The sequence below is a fragment of the Brevundimonas sp. DC300-4 genome (assembly GCF_049897365.1).
Taxonomy (GTDB): domain Bacteria; phylum Pseudomonadota; class Alphaproteobacteria; order Caulobacterales; family Caulobacteraceae; genus Brevundimonas.
On record NZ_JAFCWC010000001.1, the window covers coordinates 274814 to 290364 of the forward strand.

Annotated in this window: 13 protein-coding genes; 4 read left to right on the forward strand and 9 right to left on the reverse strand. The window is 67.3% G+C overall.

Annotation, left to right across the window (positions count from 1 at the left end; translation table 11 throughout):
* Positions 1-6 precede the first annotated feature (6 nt).
* Positions 7-426 (forward strand): nucleoside-diphosphate kinase, encoded by a 420-nt coding sequence (gene ndk, locus ACP7AZ_RS01365; RefSeq protein WP_425987315.1) that lies wholly within the window; start codon positions 7-9, stop codon positions 424-426.
* Positions 427-608: 182 nt separating this feature from the next.
* Positions 609-818, forward strand: a complete 210-nt coding sequence (locus ACP7AZ_RS01370; protein WP_426035352.1) for a hypothetical protein — start codon at positions 609-611, stop codon at positions 816-818.
* Between the two features lie 94 nt (positions 819-912).
* Here ACP7AZ_RS01370 and ACP7AZ_RS01375 read toward each other — a convergent pair whose 3' ends face one another.
* The 4 genes from ACP7AZ_RS01375 to purM all read right to left on the reverse strand — a co-directional run bounded on the left by ACP7AZ_RS01375 (position 913) and on the right by purM (position 6112).
* Complete coding sequence (locus ACP7AZ_RS01375) at positions 913-2973, reverse strand: M13 family metallopeptidase (RefSeq protein WP_426035354.1); 2061 nt, start codon at positions 2971-2973, stop codon at positions 913-915.
* Between the two features lie 72 nt (positions 2974-3045).
* Positions 3046-3648: a phosphoribosylglycinamide formyltransferase gene (gene purN, locus ACP7AZ_RS01380; protein ID WP_426035356.1), complete on the reverse strand. Its 603-nt coding sequence runs from the start codon at positions 3646-3648 to the stop codon at positions 3046-3048.
* Positions 3645-5021 (reverse strand): M28 family metallopeptidase, encoded by a 1377-nt coding sequence (locus ACP7AZ_RS01385; RefSeq protein WP_426035358.1) that lies wholly within the window; start codon positions 5019-5021, stop codon positions 3645-3647. The genes purN and ACP7AZ_RS01385 overlap by 4 nt, the downstream gene beginning before the upstream one ends.
* 59 nt (positions 5022-5080) lie before the next feature.
* Positions 5081-6112, reverse strand: a complete 1032-nt coding sequence (gene purM / locus ACP7AZ_RS01390) for a phosphoribosylformylglycinamidine cyclo-ligase (RefSeq protein ID WP_426035360.1) — start codon at positions 6110-6112, stop codon at positions 5081-5083.
* A gap of 80 nt (positions 6113-6192) precedes the next feature.
* Here purM and rnd point away from each other — a divergent pair, with 80 nt between their 5' ends.
* Positions 6193-7341 carry a ribonuclease D gene (rnd, locus tag ACP7AZ_RS01395; RefSeq protein WP_426035362.1) on the forward strand — a complete coding sequence of 383 codons (1149 nt, stop codon included), beginning with the start codon at positions 6193-6195 and terminating at the stop codon, positions 7339-7341.
* Positions 7342-7350: 9 nt separating this feature from the next.
* Here the strand turns inward: rnd and ACP7AZ_RS01400 are convergent, their stop codons facing one another.
* The 3 genes from ACP7AZ_RS01400 to ACP7AZ_RS01410 all read right to left on the reverse strand — a co-directional run bounded on the left by ACP7AZ_RS01400 (position 7351) and on the right by ACP7AZ_RS01410 (position 11828).
* Positions 7351-8772, reverse strand: coding sequence for a Ppx/GppA family phosphatase (locus ACP7AZ_RS01400; RefSeq protein WP_426036055.1), 1422 nt, complete (start codon positions 8770-8772; stop codon positions 7351-7353).
* A gap of 62 nt (positions 8773-8834) precedes the next feature.
* Positions 8835-11051 carry an RNA degradosome polyphosphate kinase gene (locus ACP7AZ_RS01405; protein WP_426035364.1) on the reverse strand — a complete coding sequence of 739 codons (2217 nt, stop codon included), beginning with the start codon at positions 11049-11051 and terminating at the stop codon, positions 8835-8837.
* 93 nt (positions 11052-11144) lie between these two features.
* The gene (locus ACP7AZ_RS01410) at positions 11145-11828 is read right to left on the reverse strand and encodes a chromosomal replication initiator DnaA (protein ID WP_426035366.1); all 684 of its coding nucleotides are present in this window, start codon (positions 11826-11828) and stop codon (positions 11145-11147) included.
* Between the two features lie 382 nt (positions 11829-12210).
* Between ACP7AZ_RS01410 and aspS the strand changes: the two genes are divergently transcribed.
* Complete coding sequence (aspS, locus tag ACP7AZ_RS01415) at positions 12211-14046, forward strand: aspartate--tRNA ligase (protein WP_426035368.1); 1836 nt, start codon at positions 12211-12213, stop codon at positions 14044-14046.
* Between the two features lie 41 nt (positions 14047-14087).
* On the opposite strand, the gene ACP7AZ_RS01420 is transcribed toward aspS, so the two are convergent.
* The gene (locus tag ACP7AZ_RS01420; protein ID WP_426035370.1) at positions 14088-14996 is read right to left on the reverse strand and encodes a pentapeptide repeat-containing protein; all 909 of its coding nucleotides are present in this window, start codon (positions 14994-14996) and stop codon (positions 14088-14090) included.
* A 62-nt stretch (positions 14997-15058) separates the two neighbouring features.
* Positions 15059-15541, reverse strand: a complete 483-nt coding sequence (locus ACP7AZ_RS01425; protein WP_426035372.1) for a pentapeptide repeat-containing protein — start codon at positions 15539-15541, stop codon at positions 15059-15061.
* Positions 15542-15551: the final 10 nt, after the last annotated feature.

A 15551-nucleotide genomic window follows, 5' to 3' on the forward strand; every position in this document is an offset into this window, starting at 1 on the left:
CTATCCATGACCGACCGTACCTTCTCGATCATCAAGCCCGACGCCACGCGCCGCAACCTGACGGGCTCGATCAACGCCGTCATCGAGGGCGCAGGCCTGCGCATCGTGGCCCAGCGCCGCATCAAGCTGACCGAGGCCCAGGCCAAGAAATTCTACGAAGTCCATGCCGAGCGTCCGTTCTACGGCGAACTGGTCGGCCAGATGATCGCCGAGCCCGTCGTCGTCCAGGTGCTGGAAGCCGAAGGCGCCGTCGCAAAATACCGCGACGTCATGGGCGCGACGAACCCGAAGGACGCCGCCGACGGCACGATCCGCAAGCTGTTCGCCCTGTCGATCGGCGAGAACTCGGTCCACGGTTCGGACAGCGAAGAGAACGCCGCGCTCGAGATCGCCCAGTTCTTCACGGACGCCGACATCGTCGGCTAAGCGGCTGATATAAAACGTCGCTCAAGCAGAGAGCGACCGCAAGCCTGTGCTCCGGCCGATCGGAGATCGGACCGGGGGCGAACGATAGCGACACTTAACAAAGAGGCCCGCGTCCGGAATCGGACGCGGGCCTTTCCGTTTGATCTCCACGCTGTCCCCGAAGCGAAACTGGAGATTTGACCATGAAGACGATCCTGAAGATGGCCCCGCTGGTCGGCGCGATGGCCCTGCTGGCCGCCTGCGGAACGACGATGGAACAACGCGCCGCCACCGGCGCCATCGGCGGCGCTGTCGCCGGCCAGGTCATCGGCGGCAACACCGGCTCGACCGTGGCCGGCGCCGCGATCGGCGGCGTGGCCGGCGCTGCGACCACCCCGCGTCGTCCGAACTAGGCAGAACCGTCCCTCAGGCAGCGGGGCTTCGCGAGCCTCGCGTTAGCGAGACCAAAAAGAAAGGCCCCGGAGCGATCCGGGGCCTTTTTCGCATTCACCAGATCCGCGCCCGGGCTTCTGGGGCCAGATACTGTTCGTCGCCGGGCTGGACGCCGAAGGCTTGGTACCAGGCGTCGATGTTCCGGGGCGAGACCGCAGCGCGGTACATGCCCGGCGAGTGCGGGTCGGTCGTGACCTGCTGACGCAGGTATTCGTCACGGCTGTTGGTCCGCCAGACCTGGGCCCAGCCGAGGAAGACGCGCTGATCGCCCGTCAGGCCGTTCAGCACCGGCGCCGGCTGGCCGTTCAGCGACATGTGATAGGCGTCCAGCGCCATCAGCAGACCGCCCAGGTCGGCGATGTTCTCGCCCATGGTCAGGTCGCCGTTGACGTTGGCGCCTTCCACCGGCGACAGGGCCGAATACTGGGCCCCCAGGACGGCGGCCCGCTCCTCGAACTTGGCGGCGTCCTCAGCCGTCCACCAGTCGCGCAGCACGCCGTCGCCGTCGGTCTTGCGGCCCTGGTCGTCGAAGCCGTGGGTGATCTCGTGACCGATGACGGCGCCGATGCCGCCGTAGTTGACCGCCGGATCGGCGCGCGGATCGAAGAAGGGCGCCTGCAGGATGGCGGCCGGGAAGACGATCTCGTTGCGCGGCGGGTTGTAGTAGGCGTTCACCGTCTGGGGCGTCATCCCCCATTCCAGCGGGTTCACCGGGCGATCCAGCTTGGAGAGGTTGAACGCCCATTCGAAGGCCGCCGAGCGCTCGACATTGCCGTAGAGGTCGCCGGCCACGAGGTTCAGCCCGTCATAGGAGCGCCACTCGTCCGGATAGCCGATCTTCACCCCGAACCGGCTCATCTTGTAGAGCGCCTGTTCCTTGGTCTCCGGGCTCATCCAGTCGAGGTTCTGGATGCGGATGGTCATGGCGGCGCGCAGGTTGGCGACCAGGTCCTCCATCTGGGCCTTGGACTCGGCCGGGAAGTGGCGGGCGACGTATTCGCGCCCCAGGGATTCACCGAGCGAGCCCTCGACCAGGGTCACGCCGCGCTTCCAGCGGGGCTGGATTTCCTGCTGACCGCTCAGGGTCTTGCCGAAGAATTCGAAGCGGGCGTCGACGAAGGGCTGCGACAGATAGGGGGCGGCCTGATCGATGACATGGAAGGCTTCCCACGACTGCAGGGTCGAGATCGGGGTCTCGGCGAACACCCGCGCCATTCCCGGGAAGGCGGTGTTGTTGGCAGCGATCAGGGTGCGATTCGTTCCAACGCCGGCGGCTGCGGCCCAGCCGGCCCAGTCGAAGCCGGGGGCCGCGGCGGTCAGTTCGGTTACCGTCATCGGGTTGTAGATCTTGTCGATCTGGCGGTTCTGGACGGCCGTCCAGTGCTCCTGGGCGATGGCGGTCTCGAAGGCCAGGATGGCGTCGGCGGCTGCGGCGGGCTCGGCCCAGCCGGCCAGGCTCAGGGCCTGTTCGACATAGACGCGATAGGCGGCCTTCTGGGTCGCGAAACGGTCTTCCAGATAGTAGTCGCGGTCGGGCATGCCGATGCCGCCCTGGACCACATAGGCCGAGGTGCGGTCGGGGGTCCGCAGATCCTCGAAAGTCTGGACGCCGAACAGGCTGGAGCCGAATCCGTACTGGGTGCGGCCCATCAGGACGGCCAGTTTTTCACGGGTGTCGGCGGCGCGGACCTCCGCCAGGTCCGACTGCAGCGGCGAGGCGCCGAGGGCGTTGACGGCAGCCTCGTCGAGGAAGGCGGAATACAGGGCGCCGATGCGGGTCGCATCGGCGCTGGCGCCGGGGTTGGCGGCGCTCTCGTCGATGATGGCGCGCAGATCGGCGTCCGAGCGGTCCCGGAGCACGGTGAACATGCCGTAGGACGGCTTGTCGGCGGGGATCGGGGTGTTGGCCAGCCAGTTGCCGCTGACGTAGCGGTTGAAGTCGTCGCCGGGCTTCACCGACGTATCCATGCCGTTCAGGTCCACGCCGAAGGCGCCGATCTCGGCCTGGTCCTCGGACGGAATCTCGACCGGCAGGGGCGTGGTCTGGGCCAGGGCGGGCGAGGCCAGCAGGAGGGCGGCGCCGGCGGCGCACGCCATGAGGCGAATTCTGGACATTAGGATACCCCGATGGAATTTCGCGGCAGACTGACTCCGTCACGTCGGCCTGTCGCGGGCAAAGCGCGATGATTACAAACTTCTAATCCGGGCCCGGCAGAAGTCGTCCATCGCGCGGGCATAGAGGATATGCTCGGCCTGCAGGACGCGCTGGGCCAGGGTCGCGGACGTGTCATCGTCGACGATGGGCACGGCCTGCCGGGCGATGATCGGGCCTTCGTCCACGCCCTCGGTGACCAGATGGACGGTGCAGCCGGCCTCGGCGTCACCGGCGGCCAGGGCGCGGGCATGGGTGTCCAGCCCCGGATATTTCGGCAGCAGACTGGGGTGGATGTTCAGCATCCGGCCTTCCCAACGGTGCACGAGGAAGGGCGTCAGCAACCGCATGTATCCGGCCAGGGCGACGACATCGGTCCCCGCAGCCATCAGTTCTGCCTCAATCGCAGCCTCGTGGGTGGCGCGGTCCTTGTCGAACGGCCTGTGGTCGATCGCGGCGGTGGGCACGCCCTTGGCGCGTGCGACGGACAGGCCGCCCGCCTCGGGGTCATTGGACAGGACGAGAACCACCCTGAACGACGCATCTGCCGCCTGACCCGCATCGATCAGGGCGGCCATGTTCGACCCGGCCCCGGAGATCATCACGGCCACACGTACGCGGCCCGACGGCTGGTTCATCGGGTGGCGGGCGCCGGCGGGTCGCCCACGGAGACGAAGGCGCCGGCGGGGCCGGGATAGACGACCGGGCTCTCGAACCCGTCGTCGGACAGGGCCGAGACGCCGAAGAAATAGTCGTCGATCGGCACCCCGGTCAGGACCAGCGACGTCGCCGTTCCGGCCGAACGGTTGAACGTCCACTGCGGCGCCGTCGTCGAACGCCACCAGACGCGATAACCGGCCGCGCCCGGTACGGCTGACCAGCGCAGGGTGGTGTCGGGCTTGACCGCGCCCTCGATGGTCACGTCGGCCGGGACCATGGGCGCAGAGGCCAGGGCGGCCATGGTGGCGATGTTGAGCCGGGCGACCTGGGCCAGATAGTCGAAGTCCACGCCCTCGATCGTGTCGCCATATTCGACGCCGTTCTCGGTGCGCAGGTCCTGATGCTGGCGGTCGTAGTTTTCGGAGCCCTCGGAGATGCGGACGGCGGGGAAGCCGGCGCGCAGCATCTCCACCTGATCGCCGCCCCGGCCGAAACGGTCGGTGCGATAGATCATGTCGACGTCGAAATTGGTCAGGTAGCGGTCAGCGATTCCGTCGACGTAGCGGGCGAGATTGCGCGAGGAGCTATCGACCTCCCCACCGTTGTAGCGACGGCGTTCGGTCTGCAGCGGCGTCTCGACGGTCTTGGTGCCCTCTGAAAACACGCGCACCCGGGTCGTGTCGCGGATGCCCGATTGGCCTTCGGAGTTGCCGACGATGTCGTTGTTCAGATTGGCCTCGACGACCCAGCCCTGTGCCTTGGCATAGTCGGCCAGGATCTTGCCGCCCAGCAGACCCTGCTCCTCGCCCGACAGGACGGCGTAGACCAGTGTGGCGTCGAACGAGTGTTTCGACAGGACGCGGGCGGCTTCCAGCACCGCGGACACGCCCGAGGCGTCGTCGTTGGCGCCCGGTGCGTCGGCGGTGAAGTTCATGACGTCGGTCACGCGGCTGTCGATGTGGCCGGAGATGATGATGACGCGGTTCGGGTCGCCGGTTCCGAGTTGGATGGCCACGACGTTGACGACTTCGGTCGGCGTCGGAACGCGGGGACCGGTGACCGTGTCGGCGGGCAGGGCGATCTCGAGGCAGCCGCCGCATTCCGTGCTGATGGTCCGGAAGTGGCTCTCGGCCCAGCGGCGGGCGGCGCCGATGCCCCGCGTGTCCGAATCGGTCTGTGACATCGTGTGGCGGGTGCCGAACCCGACGAGGGCCGTGATGTCGGCGTGCATCCGGTCGGCCTCGACCTGGGACACGATGGTGTGGAGCAGCGGCTGTTCGACCGCCGCCGGCGTCTGGGCGTGAGCGACGGCGGGCAGGGCCAGCAGGGCGGCGAGGGCGATCAGACGCATGGACGACTCCGTTTTCAGCGGCAACCTAACCATATCCCTCTCCCACCGGGAGAGGGAAGTTAGACCAGTTGCCCGCAGACGAACGCCGCTTCACCCGCCTCCAGCAGCCCGGCCAGCACATCCTCGGCGTTCTCCGGCGCGACGATCAGGATGAAGCCTATGCCGCAGTTGAAGGTGCGGCGCATCTCGTGGTCGCTGATGCCGCCGGTCTCGGCCAGCCACTGGAACACCGCCGGCATCGGCCGGGCGTTCCAGTCGAACGAGGCGGTCAGGCCCTCGGCGATGCAGCGGGGCGGGTTCTCGATCAGTCCCCCGCCGGTGATATGGGCCGCGCCCTTGATCAGGCCCGCCTTCATCAGCGGCAGGACCGGCTTCACATAGATTCGGGTCGGCTCCATCAGGGCCTGGGCCAGCGAACGATCTTTTGCGAACGGCGCGTCGTCGCCCCAGGCCAGGCCCGAGCGGTCCACGACCTTTCGGATCAGCGAATAACCATTGGAGTGTGGGCCCGACGACGCCAGGCCGATGATCAGGTCGCCGGTGTTCTGCAGATCCAGCCGGGGCAGGGCGTGACCACGCTCCACGGCGCCCAGCGAGAAGCCGGCCAGGTCGTAGTCGCCGCCCGAATACATGCCCGGCATCTCGGCTGTTTCACCGCCGACCAGGGCGGCGCCGGCCTGACGGCAACCCTCGGCGATGCCCGAAACCACGCGGCGAGCCGCGTCGATTTCGAGCTTTCCAGTCGCGTAATAGTCGAGGAACAGCAGCGGTTCGGCGCCCTGGGCCAGCAGATCGTTGACGCACATGGCGACCAGATCAACGCCGACGCCGTCATGACGGCCCGTCTCGATGGCGATTTTCAGCTTGGTGCCGACGCCGTCGGTTGTGGCGACGATCAACGGGTCGACGAACCCGGCCGCCTTCAGGTCGAACAGGGCTCCGAATCCGCCCAGCGAGGGCTCCGAACCGGGGCGGGCTGTGGATTTGGCCAAGGGCTTGATATGCTCGACCAGCATGTCGCCGGCGTCGATATCGACCCCTGCATCGGCGTAGGTCAGGCCGTTCGGCAATGGGTCTTTATTGTCGCTCATCGCTCACGGGCCTGGAATCGGTGCGGAAATATGGTCGCGGCTCTTGCCACGACCGCGTCGCGGGGGGCTATAGCATTTCAATGACGCCGATCACCACTAATGACGCGCTGGTTCAGTTCTGCGCGGCCGTCGCCCACGCTCCGTTCATCGCGGTCGATACCGAGTTCATGCGGGAAACGACCTACTGGCCCAAGCTGTGCCTGATCCAAGCCGCCACGCCGGAGCATGAGGCCATCATCGATCCGCTGGCCGAGGGCCTGGACCTGGGGCCGTTCCTGGACATCCTGCGCGATCCGAAGATCGTGAAGGTCTTCCACGCCGCGAGGCAGGACACGGAAATCTTCGTCAAGCTGGGCGCCATGCCCAGGCCGATGTTCGACACCCAGGTCGCCGCGATGGCGGCCGGGTTCGGCGATCAGGTCGCTTATGACGGGCTGGTCCGCCAGATGCTGCGCATCGACCTCGACAAGGGCAGCCGGTTTACCGACTGGTCGCGTCGGCCCCTTTCCGACGCCCAGCTGACCTATGCGATCGGCGACGTAACCCATCTGGCGGCCCTGTATCCCAAGCTGCGCGATCGGCTGGAGAAGGACGGCCGGCTCGACTGGGTGACCTCGGAGATGGAGGATCTGGTCGATCCGGCCCTCTACGACACCGATCCGGAGAAGGCCTGGAAGCGGCTGAAACCCAAGAAGTACAACGCGAAATACCTCGCGGCCTTCAAGGCCACGGCGGTGTGGCGCGAGAAGGCGGCGCAGGATCGCGACCAGCCGCGCGGCCGTATCCTCAAGGACGAGGCGATCGACGAGATCGCGACCCAGGCCCCGATGGACGTCGAGGCCTTCAACCGCCTGCGCTCCGTGCCCAAGGGCTTCGGCGGCTCGCGCCTGGGCCTCGAACTGACGGAAGAGCTGAAGCGGGTCATGGCCGATCCGGAGGCCCATGCGCCCAAGCTGGATCGCCCGGCCCACAACCAGCCGGCTCCGCCCTCGGTTGTCGAACTGCTCAAGGTGCTGCTGAAGGCCAAGAGCGACAATGCCGGCGTGGCGTCCAAGCTGATCGCCAATGTCGCCGACCTGGAGCGGATCGCCATCGACGACAATGCCGGGGTCGACGCCCTGACCGGCTGGCGGCGTCAGCTGTTCGGCGAGGATGCGCTCAAACTCAAGCGCGGCGAGATCGCCCTGGTCCTGAACGGGGCCCGGGTCGAGGTCGTCGAGATCGAATAGGCCGCCCGTTCAGATCTCCAGCTTCAGCCCCATGGCCTCGGCCAGGGCCTTGGCGCGGCGACGGGTCTGTTCGCCCAGCAGCACGTCGGCATAGCCGGGCGACGCGGTCAGCTTCAGCGCGCCGTTCTTTACGGTCACCGAGGCGTTGGCCAGTAATTGGGGCGAGCGGCCCGACAGGTCGCAGCCCAGCCGCATGGCCAGGCCCAGGGCCCGGGCGCTGACCCGCGCGTCATCGCTGAGAAGGCGGGTGACGGCAGCCGGCGCGGGCGTCGAGGCCCCGCCGCCGTAGCGACCGTTCAGGGCGCAGGCGAGCCACACGCGCTCGGGGTGGGTCTGGCCCGGGATCGGCGCGCGCAGCACCTGATCGAACACCAGTTCCAGCCGGTGATCGGGATGCAGCCGGGCCCCGAGGTCAGCGAGGCGGCAGGCTGCGGCCGCCAGGACGGCGTCGCGTTCGCGGTCGAAGGCCACGGGCAAGGCGGCGATGACATCGGCGAGCCAGGCGTTAAGGGCGGCCGGCATGGCCGGCGAAATGCCCTGGCGCGCGCCCAGGGCGGCGGCTCCGGCGATCAGCGGATCGGCGGGGGCCTCGTCCTGATCCAGCGTCTCGTAGAGCAGGCCTTCGCGCAGACCCCAGGCGGAGAAGGTGAGGGTCTTCAGTCCCAGGGTATCGATCAGTCCCTCCAGCACCAGGGCGGCGTAGGGCAGGGTCTCGGCGCGGCGTTTTGAGACGCCCGGGAGGCGGTCGAGCGAGGCCTTCGATTGTTGAGCCACCAGTCGGGCCACCCCGCGCGCGTCTTCGGCGCTCATCGCGTACTGGTGGACGATGCGGAGCGGATAGCCGCTCATCTCCATGTGCAACTGGGCCAGAGAGCGCCAGCCGCCGCCCACGGCATGGAGTTCGTCGGCGGCGAATCGTTTCGCCGCCGGTCTCAGCCGTTCCGCGATCGTGGCGCGCAGTCGCCCGGCGTCGAACCCCTTCGGATCGGCCAGGCTGAATGGCCCGAGCGGCAGGGTGATGCCTGACGACGCGGTCCCGTCGCCGACCTTGATAAGCTCCAGGCTGGACCCGCCCATGTCGGCGGCGACGCCTGTCGAGCGCGGCTCTCCGGCGAGGACGCCCAGGGCGGCGTATTTCGCCTCCTCCTCGCCGGTCAGGACACGGACGCGCAGGCCCGTCGTGGCGGCGACGCGGTCGCAGAACTCCGGGCCGTCTGCGGCCTCGCGCACGGCGGCGGTGGCGGCGACGAAGGTGTAGGCGGGACGCACCCCCTCCAGCACGGCCGCGAACCGGCGCAGCGTCGTCATCGCCAACTCGACGCCCGCCGGCGACAGTTTGCCGGTCTCCGGCAGGTCGCGGCCGAGGCCGGCCTGGACCTTTTCGTTGAACACGGTCCAGATGGCGCGGCCTTCCAGCCGGTACAGCACCATGCGGACGGAGTTCGAGCCGATGTCGATCACCGCCGCCTCGCGCGGCGTCGCATAGAGTGCGTTCACTGACCGGGCCGATCGTAGCGCAGCGCTTCCGGCCGGGTCTTCACCTTTCGGCCCCGGCCCGAGAGGCTGGGGTTGGTCATGAAGTATTTGTGGGCCGAGAAGGGCCGAGCCGGATCGGCCGGCGTGACCCTGGTGTAGCCGCCGTCGGCGCCCAGAACCCAGCTCTGGGCGTCGTCCTTCAGGTTGGCGACCATGATCTGGTCCAGCACCTGGTCGTGGACCGTGGCGTTGAACACTGGCGTCATGATCTCGACGCGCCGGTCGAGATTGCGGGTCATCCAGTCGGCCGAGGAAATGAACAGCTTTGCCTTGTCGTGCGGCAGGTCCTTGCCGTTGGCGAAACAGATGATGCGGCTGTGTTCCAGGAACCGCCCGACGATCGACTTGACTCGGATGTTCTCGGACAGCCCCGGTACGCCGGGACGCAGGCAGCAGATGCCGCGCACGACCAGTTCGATCCGCACGCCCCACTGGCTGGCGCGGTACAGAGCATCGATGATCTCGGGATCGACCAGGGCGTTGAGCTTGACCCAGATGGCCGCCGGCTTGCCCTTGGCCGCCGCCGACATCTCCTTGCCGATCAGCTCGATCAGGGTCGATTTCATGTTGAGGGGCGAGACGACCAGCGCTTCCAGATCCTCGGGCTGGGCATAGCCGGTGATGTAGTTGAACACCCGCGACGCATCGCGGGCCAGCACGGGATCGGAGGAGAACAGACTGAGGTCGGTGTAAATCTTGGCCGTGATCGGGTGATAGTTGCCGGTGCCGAAGTGACAGTAGGTCTTCAGCGCATCGCCCTCGCGCCGCACGACGACACTGAGCTTGGCGTGGGTCTTGTATTCGACGAAGCCGAAGACGACGTGGACCCCGGCCCGCTCCATGGCGCGGGCCCAGCGCAGGTTGGCCTCCTCGTCGAACCGGGCCTTGATCTCGACCAGGGCCACGACGTTCTTGCCGTTCTCGGCCGCCTCGATCAGGGCTGCTACGATCGGGCTGTCCTTGGAGGTGCGATAGAGCGTCTGCTTGATGGCGATGACGTTGGGGTCGCGCGCCGCCTGACGCAGGAACTGCACCACCACATCGAAGCTCTCGAACGGGTGGTGGATGAGGATGTCCTTCTCGCGTACCGCGGCGAAAACGTCGCCGCCCTGGTCGCGAACCCGTTCCGGATAGCGGGGCTCATAGCCTGGGAACTTCAGGTCCGGGTGGCCGGAGGGGATCAGTTCGCCCATCTGCGCCAGGCCCAGCATGCCGTCGACCAGAACGACATCCTGGGGCGCGGCCTCCAGTTCGCCGATGATAAAATCGCGCAGATCGGCCGGCATCGACGCCTCGATCTTTACCCTCACGACGGACCCCAGACGACGCTGCTTCAGCGCCTCCTCGAACTCCAGCACCAGATCCTCGGCCTCTTCCTCGATCTCGATGTCCGAGTCGCGGATCAGGCGCAGCACGCCTTTCTCGAGCACCTCATGGCCCGGAAACAGGTGCTCGATGAACAGCAGCAAGACATTTTCGAGCGAGATGAACCGCCTGCGCCCCTTCACCGACCGCCCGTCGCCGGTCAGTTCCCAGAAGCGCCGCACCTGGGTCGGCACGGGCACCAGCGCATAGAGCGTCTTGTTGTCCCGGTTCCGGCGCAGCTTCAGCGCCAGGGAAAAGCCGAGGTTGGGCAAGAAGGGGAAGGGGTGCGCCGGGTCTATGGCCAGCGGCGTCAGCACGGCGAAAAGCTGGTTCAGGAATTCGGGCTCAAGCCGTTCCTTGTCCGTCTTGGTGATCTTGCCTGGCTGAACAACCTCGATCCCGGCCCCGGTCAATTCCTTGCGCAGTTGGCGCCAGCGTTCCTGCTGTTCGTCCATCAGCTCGCCGGCGGCGACGTTGACCTTTTCCAGCTGTTCGGCGGCCGTCAGGCCATCGGCGGAGAGCACCCGCACCCGTTCGCGCACCTGACCCTTCAGACCGGCGACGCGGGTCATGAAGAACTCGTCGAGGTTATTGGCCGAGATCGACAGGAACCGCAGCCGTTCCAGCAGCGGGTGGCTGGGGTTCGCGGCTTCTTCCAGAACCCGCGCGTTGAAGGCCAGCCAGCTGATCTCGCGATTGAAGAACCGTGTGGGCGAGGCCATCAGGGCCTCGTCCAGGTGCAGCTGGGGCGCTCGGGAAGAGGGGACTTCCTCGCCCCGGGTGGCGTCGGCAATGGCGGCGTCGGACATGGGCCGGTTGTGGGGCGCGATTGTTACGGCTGCAACCCTTCCCATAACTCTCCGTCATCCTCGCCCCCACCCTCGATCCTGCTCGGATCTCCGCTACGCTTCGTCCAAGGATGACGGAGACGAGAGTTCCAGCACCTGCCGCGCCAATGTCCGCGTGACCGGCCTGTGCTCCGCATCCAGCCGGTCGACCACGTCGGCGACGGCGGCTGCCGACCGGTCGATGCGTCTGACCAGGTAGTCGATCACGCCTTCACCCGGCGTGATGCTGTGTTCGGCGAAACGGGCGGTCAGGATGGCTGACAGGACGTTGTCGTCCGGCGCCTCCATCGCCACCACCCGCACGGCATCGAGCCGCGACCGCAGATCCGGCACCGCCACATCCCAGCGTCGCGGCGATGGCCGCGAGACCATCAACAGGGCGCCGCCGTCGTGCTGGGCGAGGTTGATCAGGTGGAACAGGGTCTCGTCGTCGGCGTCCTGGGCGATGTCGAGCAGGACAGGGCGGCCCTCCAGCTCGAGCGGATCGGCCAGCGCCGCCTCGGCCCCGTTCAGGGGGATGGCGCCGACCCGTTCAGCCCAGCGGGCGGCCAGATGGCTCTTGCCGCATCCGGCGGGACCGCAGATGGCCATGACCTGACCCGCGCTGTCCGGCCAGGCAGCGAGCGCATCGACAGCAAAGGCGTTGGACGCCGAGCGCACAAAGGCCATCGCGCCATGCGACGCCTCCCGGGTCAGGGGCAGTCTGAGCTGTTCGCGAAGGGGACGGCGCACCGACATGGCTTCACCATAGCAGATCGCCCGGATTGTCCTGATACGGGATTGTCTTGCGACGTGGACAGACGATCCGGCCCTGTGGACCGCTGCGACCGCTTCTGACGTCAAACATAAAAAGTCATTCGACGCTCTGGAAAGCGCCTCTTCCCGGCGGGCGGGCATCGAGGCCTCTCGTCCGCGCCTTGGCGGTCTGCGGGTATAGACTACGGGGCTGGCTCGGACGTCGGCCGCGAACGTGTAGACTCTGTCGACTCTATCGACTCCGTTTTTGGAGTCGCGCGGGGCCCGAAACCGGCGTCCGACCTTGACTTTCGGGGGCGCGGATGCGCCTTACGCCGCTTCCAATTCCCGCCGTTTCGCGGCCGATTCAGACGATTTCCCCCCGATGTCCGACATGCACGCCTATCGCTCCCACACCTGCGGCGCCCTCCGGTCTTCGGACGCGGGCTCCGATGTGCGTCTGTCCGGCTGGGTGCATCGCAAGCGCGACCACGGCGGTCTGCTGTTCATCGACCTGCGCGACCACTACGGCCTGACCCAGCTGGTCTTCCACCCCGAGACCCCGGGCTTTGAAGCCGTTGAGCGCGTGCGTGCCGAAAGCGTGATCCGCGTGGACGGTGAAGTGGTCGCCCGCGACGCCTCGGTGGTGAACCCGAACCTGCCGACCGGCGAGATCGAGCTGCGCGTCACGGGCGTCGAGATCCTGTCCGAGGCCGCCGAACTGCCGCTGCCGGTCTTCGGCGAGCCGGAATACCCCGAGGAAATCCGCCTCAAGCACCGCTATCTCGACCTTCGCCGCGAGACCCTGCACAAGAACATCGTGCTCCGCAGCCGCGTGATCTCCTCGATCCGCCAGCGCATGGTCGGTCAGGGCTTCCTCGAATATCAGACCCCGATCCTGACGGCCTCCAGCCCCGAAGGCGCGCGCGATTTCCTCGTGCCGTCGCGTCTGCACCCGGGCAAGTTCTATGCGCTCCCGCAGGCCCCGCAGCAGTTTAAGCAGTTGCTGATGGTCTCGGGCTTCGACCGCTATTTCCAGATCGCCCCCTGCTTCCGCGACGAGGACCTGCGCGCCGACCGTTCGCTGGAATTCTACCAGCTCGACGTCGAGATGAGCTTTGTCACGCAAGAGGATGTTTTTGCAGCGATAGAACCCGTCATGCACGGCGTGTTCGAGGAGTTCGCCGACGGCAAGCCGGTCTCGCCGATCAGCGCGTCGCACACCTTCACCAACGACTTCGGCCAGACGCTGGAGCACGCCGGCTTCGAGCGCCTGACCTACGAACAGTCGATGAAGTGGTACGGCACGGACAAGCCGGACACCCGCAACCCGATCAAGATGCAGGACGTTTCCGAGCATTTCCGCGACGGCGGCTTCGGCCTGTTCAACAAGATCCTCGGCGCCGACCCCAAGAACGCCGTCTGGGCCATCCCGGCCCCGACCGGCGGCTCGCGCGCCTTCTGCGACCGCATGAACTCCTGGGCCCAGGGCGAAGGGCAGCCCGGCCTCGGCTACATCTTCTGGTCGGATGACAACAACGCCTGGGGCGGCCCGATCGCCAAGAACCTCGGCGAGGCCACCGACGCGTTGATGGCTGCGCTGGGTCTCGGCAAGGGCGACGCCGCCTTCTTCGCCGCCGGTCTGCCGTCGGTCTTCGCCAAATTCGCCGGTCTGGCCCGCACCCGCGTCGCCACCGAGCTGAAGCTGGTCGACGAGGCGCAGTTCAAGTTCTGCTGGATCGTCGACTTCCCGATGTTCGAATGGTCCGAGGAAGAGAAGAAGGTCGACTTCTCGCACAACCCCTTCTCGATGCCGCAGGGCGGGCTGGAGGCTCTCGAAACCCAGGACCCGCTGACCATCCGCGCCTATCAGTATGATATCGTCTGCAACGGCTATGAGCTGTGCTCGGGCGCGATCCGGAACCACAAGGCCGAGATCATGCTCAAGGCCTTCGAAATCGCCGGCTACGATGCCTCGGTGGTCGAGGAGCAGTTCGGCGGCATGCTGAACGCCTTCCGCTACGGCGCGCCGCCGCACGGCGGTCTGGCTCCCGGCATCGACCGCATCGTCATGCTGCTCGCCAACCAGGTCGCCATCCGTGAGGTCATCGCCTTCCCGCTCAACCAGCAGGGGCAGGATCTGCTGATGAGCGCCCCGGCCGAGGCGCAGGACCGTCAGTACAAGGAACTGCACATCCGCCAGAGCCTGCCGCTGAAGTAGGGCTTCCGCCCACAGAGCGGCGGCTTCGACGGCCGCCGCGATCAGTGGTCGGCGCTGGCGAAGTTGCGGCGCGGCGAGGGCGCCGCCGGAGGCGCGGGCGGGACCGGCGGCGCAGGCGTCCGGATCATGACCCGGGAGCCGCAGCTCCGGACGCTGAGACCGTTCGGCAGGCGGGTCGAGGAGTCGCCGCAGGCCTGCGCGATCTGGGCCTGGGTCAGGCCCCGGGCGCTCGACAGGTCGGCGCCCCGGATGTCGGCGCGGCGCATCGAGGCGTCGGTGAAACGGGCCCGGCCGAAGGTCCCCTGGGACAGGCGGGCTCCGTCCAGCTGGGCGTTGCTGAAGTTGGCGGCGCTGAAGTCGCCGTTGGCCATGTTGGCGGCGTTCAGCTCTGCGTTGGCGAAGGAGGCTCCACGTGCACTGACGTTGGCCAGGGTGGTGCCGAACAGCTCGGCGTTGGACAGATTGGTCCCTGACAGCACCGCGCCGTTCATGTTCGCGCCCATGAGTTCGGCGCCCGACAGGTTGGCCCGGCTGAGATCAGCGCGGCTGAAGACGGCGCCCTGGGCCTCCGCTCCGCTGATATTGGCGTTGATGAAGACCGCGCCGCCGAAGTTCGATCCCTGAATCTGCACACCGGTCATGTTTGCGTCGGTGAAGTCGCTGTTCGAGAAGTTTGAGCCGACCAGTTCGGCGCCACGCAGATCCGCTCCGACCAGGGTCGCGCTGATGAAGCTGGCGCCGGTGAAGGTCGCGCCGGCCAGGTTGCGGCCCGACAGTTCGCAGCGGTGGCAGGCCCCCCCCAGTGAGATCATCCGGGTTACGTCGCGGTCCTGGAACGGCAGGCTCACTTCGGCCGCGGCCGGCGCCGCGAGCGCCGAGAGGCCGGCGAAGAGCGCCAGGGCCGACAAGGCGGTGGAAAAACGGCGGGAGAAGACCAAGGCTTGATTCACGCCCTCTAGATGATCCCTGATCACGCGAAACCCTACTTAAATCGCGGTAAGGATAGAGGTCTTCAGCAGGCGGGAATGCGCAGGCTTCCGGGCAGGGAGGTCGCGGCGTCGCCGCAGGCCCGGTTCAGCTGGCTTTGGATCAGGCCCGTGGCGCGCGCCAGCCGGGCGCCGGAGAAGTTGGTCCCTGTCAGGGTCGCGCCCGAAAAGCTTGCCCCCTCCAGGTAGGCGCCGACGAAGCTGGCGTTGGTCAGATCGGCGCGGTTGAAGTTCGAACTGGAGAAGACGCCGCCATAGGCCTCTACATCGCGCAGATCGGCGCTGGAGAACCGGGTGCGGTTCATCACCGCCAGGCTCAGGTCCGCCTGGCGCAGCCGGGAGCCGCTGAGGTTCAGGCCGCGCGCCTCCAGCCCCGAGAAGTCGCCCTGGAACAGATTGCAGCCGGAACAGCTGGCGCCGCCGCGCACACGAGCGATCTGGCCAGCGTTCTGGGCAAGGGCCGGGGCGGCGATAAGGGTCAGGGCGGCGGCGAGGATCAGGCGTTTCACGGCGGTCGTG

Excerpts from the sequence above, each read along its gene's own strand:
- ndk (WP_425987315.1), top strand. The coding sequence starts at position 7 with ATGACCGACCGTACCTTCTCGATCATCAAGCCCGACGCCACGCGCCGC.
- ACP7AZ_RS01370 (WP_426035352.1), top strand. The coding sequence starts at position 609 with ATGAAGACGATCCTGAAGATGGCCCCGCTGGTCGGCGCGATGGCCCTG.
- ACP7AZ_RS01375 (WP_426035354.1), bottom strand. The coding sequence starts at position 2,973 with ATGTCCAGAATTCGCCTCATGGCGTGCGCCGCCGGCGCCGCCCTCCTG.
- purN (WP_426035356.1), bottom strand. The coding sequence starts at position 3,648 with ATGAACCAGCCGTCGGGCCGCGTACGTGTGGCCGTGATGATCTCCGGG.
- ACP7AZ_RS01385 (WP_426035358.1), bottom strand. The coding sequence starts at position 5,021 with ATGCGTCTGATCGCCCTCGCCGCCCTGCTGGCCCTGCCCGCCGTCGCT.
- purM (WP_426035360.1), bottom strand. The coding sequence starts at position 6,112 with ATGAGCGACAATAAAGACCCATTGCCGAACGGCCTGACCTACGCCGAT.
- rnd (WP_426035362.1), top strand. The coding sequence starts at position 6,193 with ATGACGCCGATCACCACTAATGACGCGCTGGTTCAGTTCTGCGCGGCC.
- ACP7AZ_RS01400 (WP_426036055.1), bottom strand. The coding sequence starts at position 8,772 with ATGGTGCTGTACCGGCTGGAAGGCCGCGCCATCTGGACCGTGTTCAAC.
- ACP7AZ_RS01405 (WP_426035364.1), bottom strand. The coding sequence starts at position 11,051 with ATGTCCGACGCCGCCATTGCCGACGCCACCCGGGGCGAGGAAGTCCCC.
- ACP7AZ_RS01410 (WP_426035366.1), bottom strand. The coding sequence starts at position 11,828 with ATGTCGGTGCGCCGTCCCCTTCGCGAACAGCTCAGACTGCCCCTGACC.
- aspS (WP_426035368.1), top strand. The coding sequence starts at position 12,211 with ATGTCCGACATGCACGCCTATCGCTCCCACACCTGCGGCGCCCTCCGG.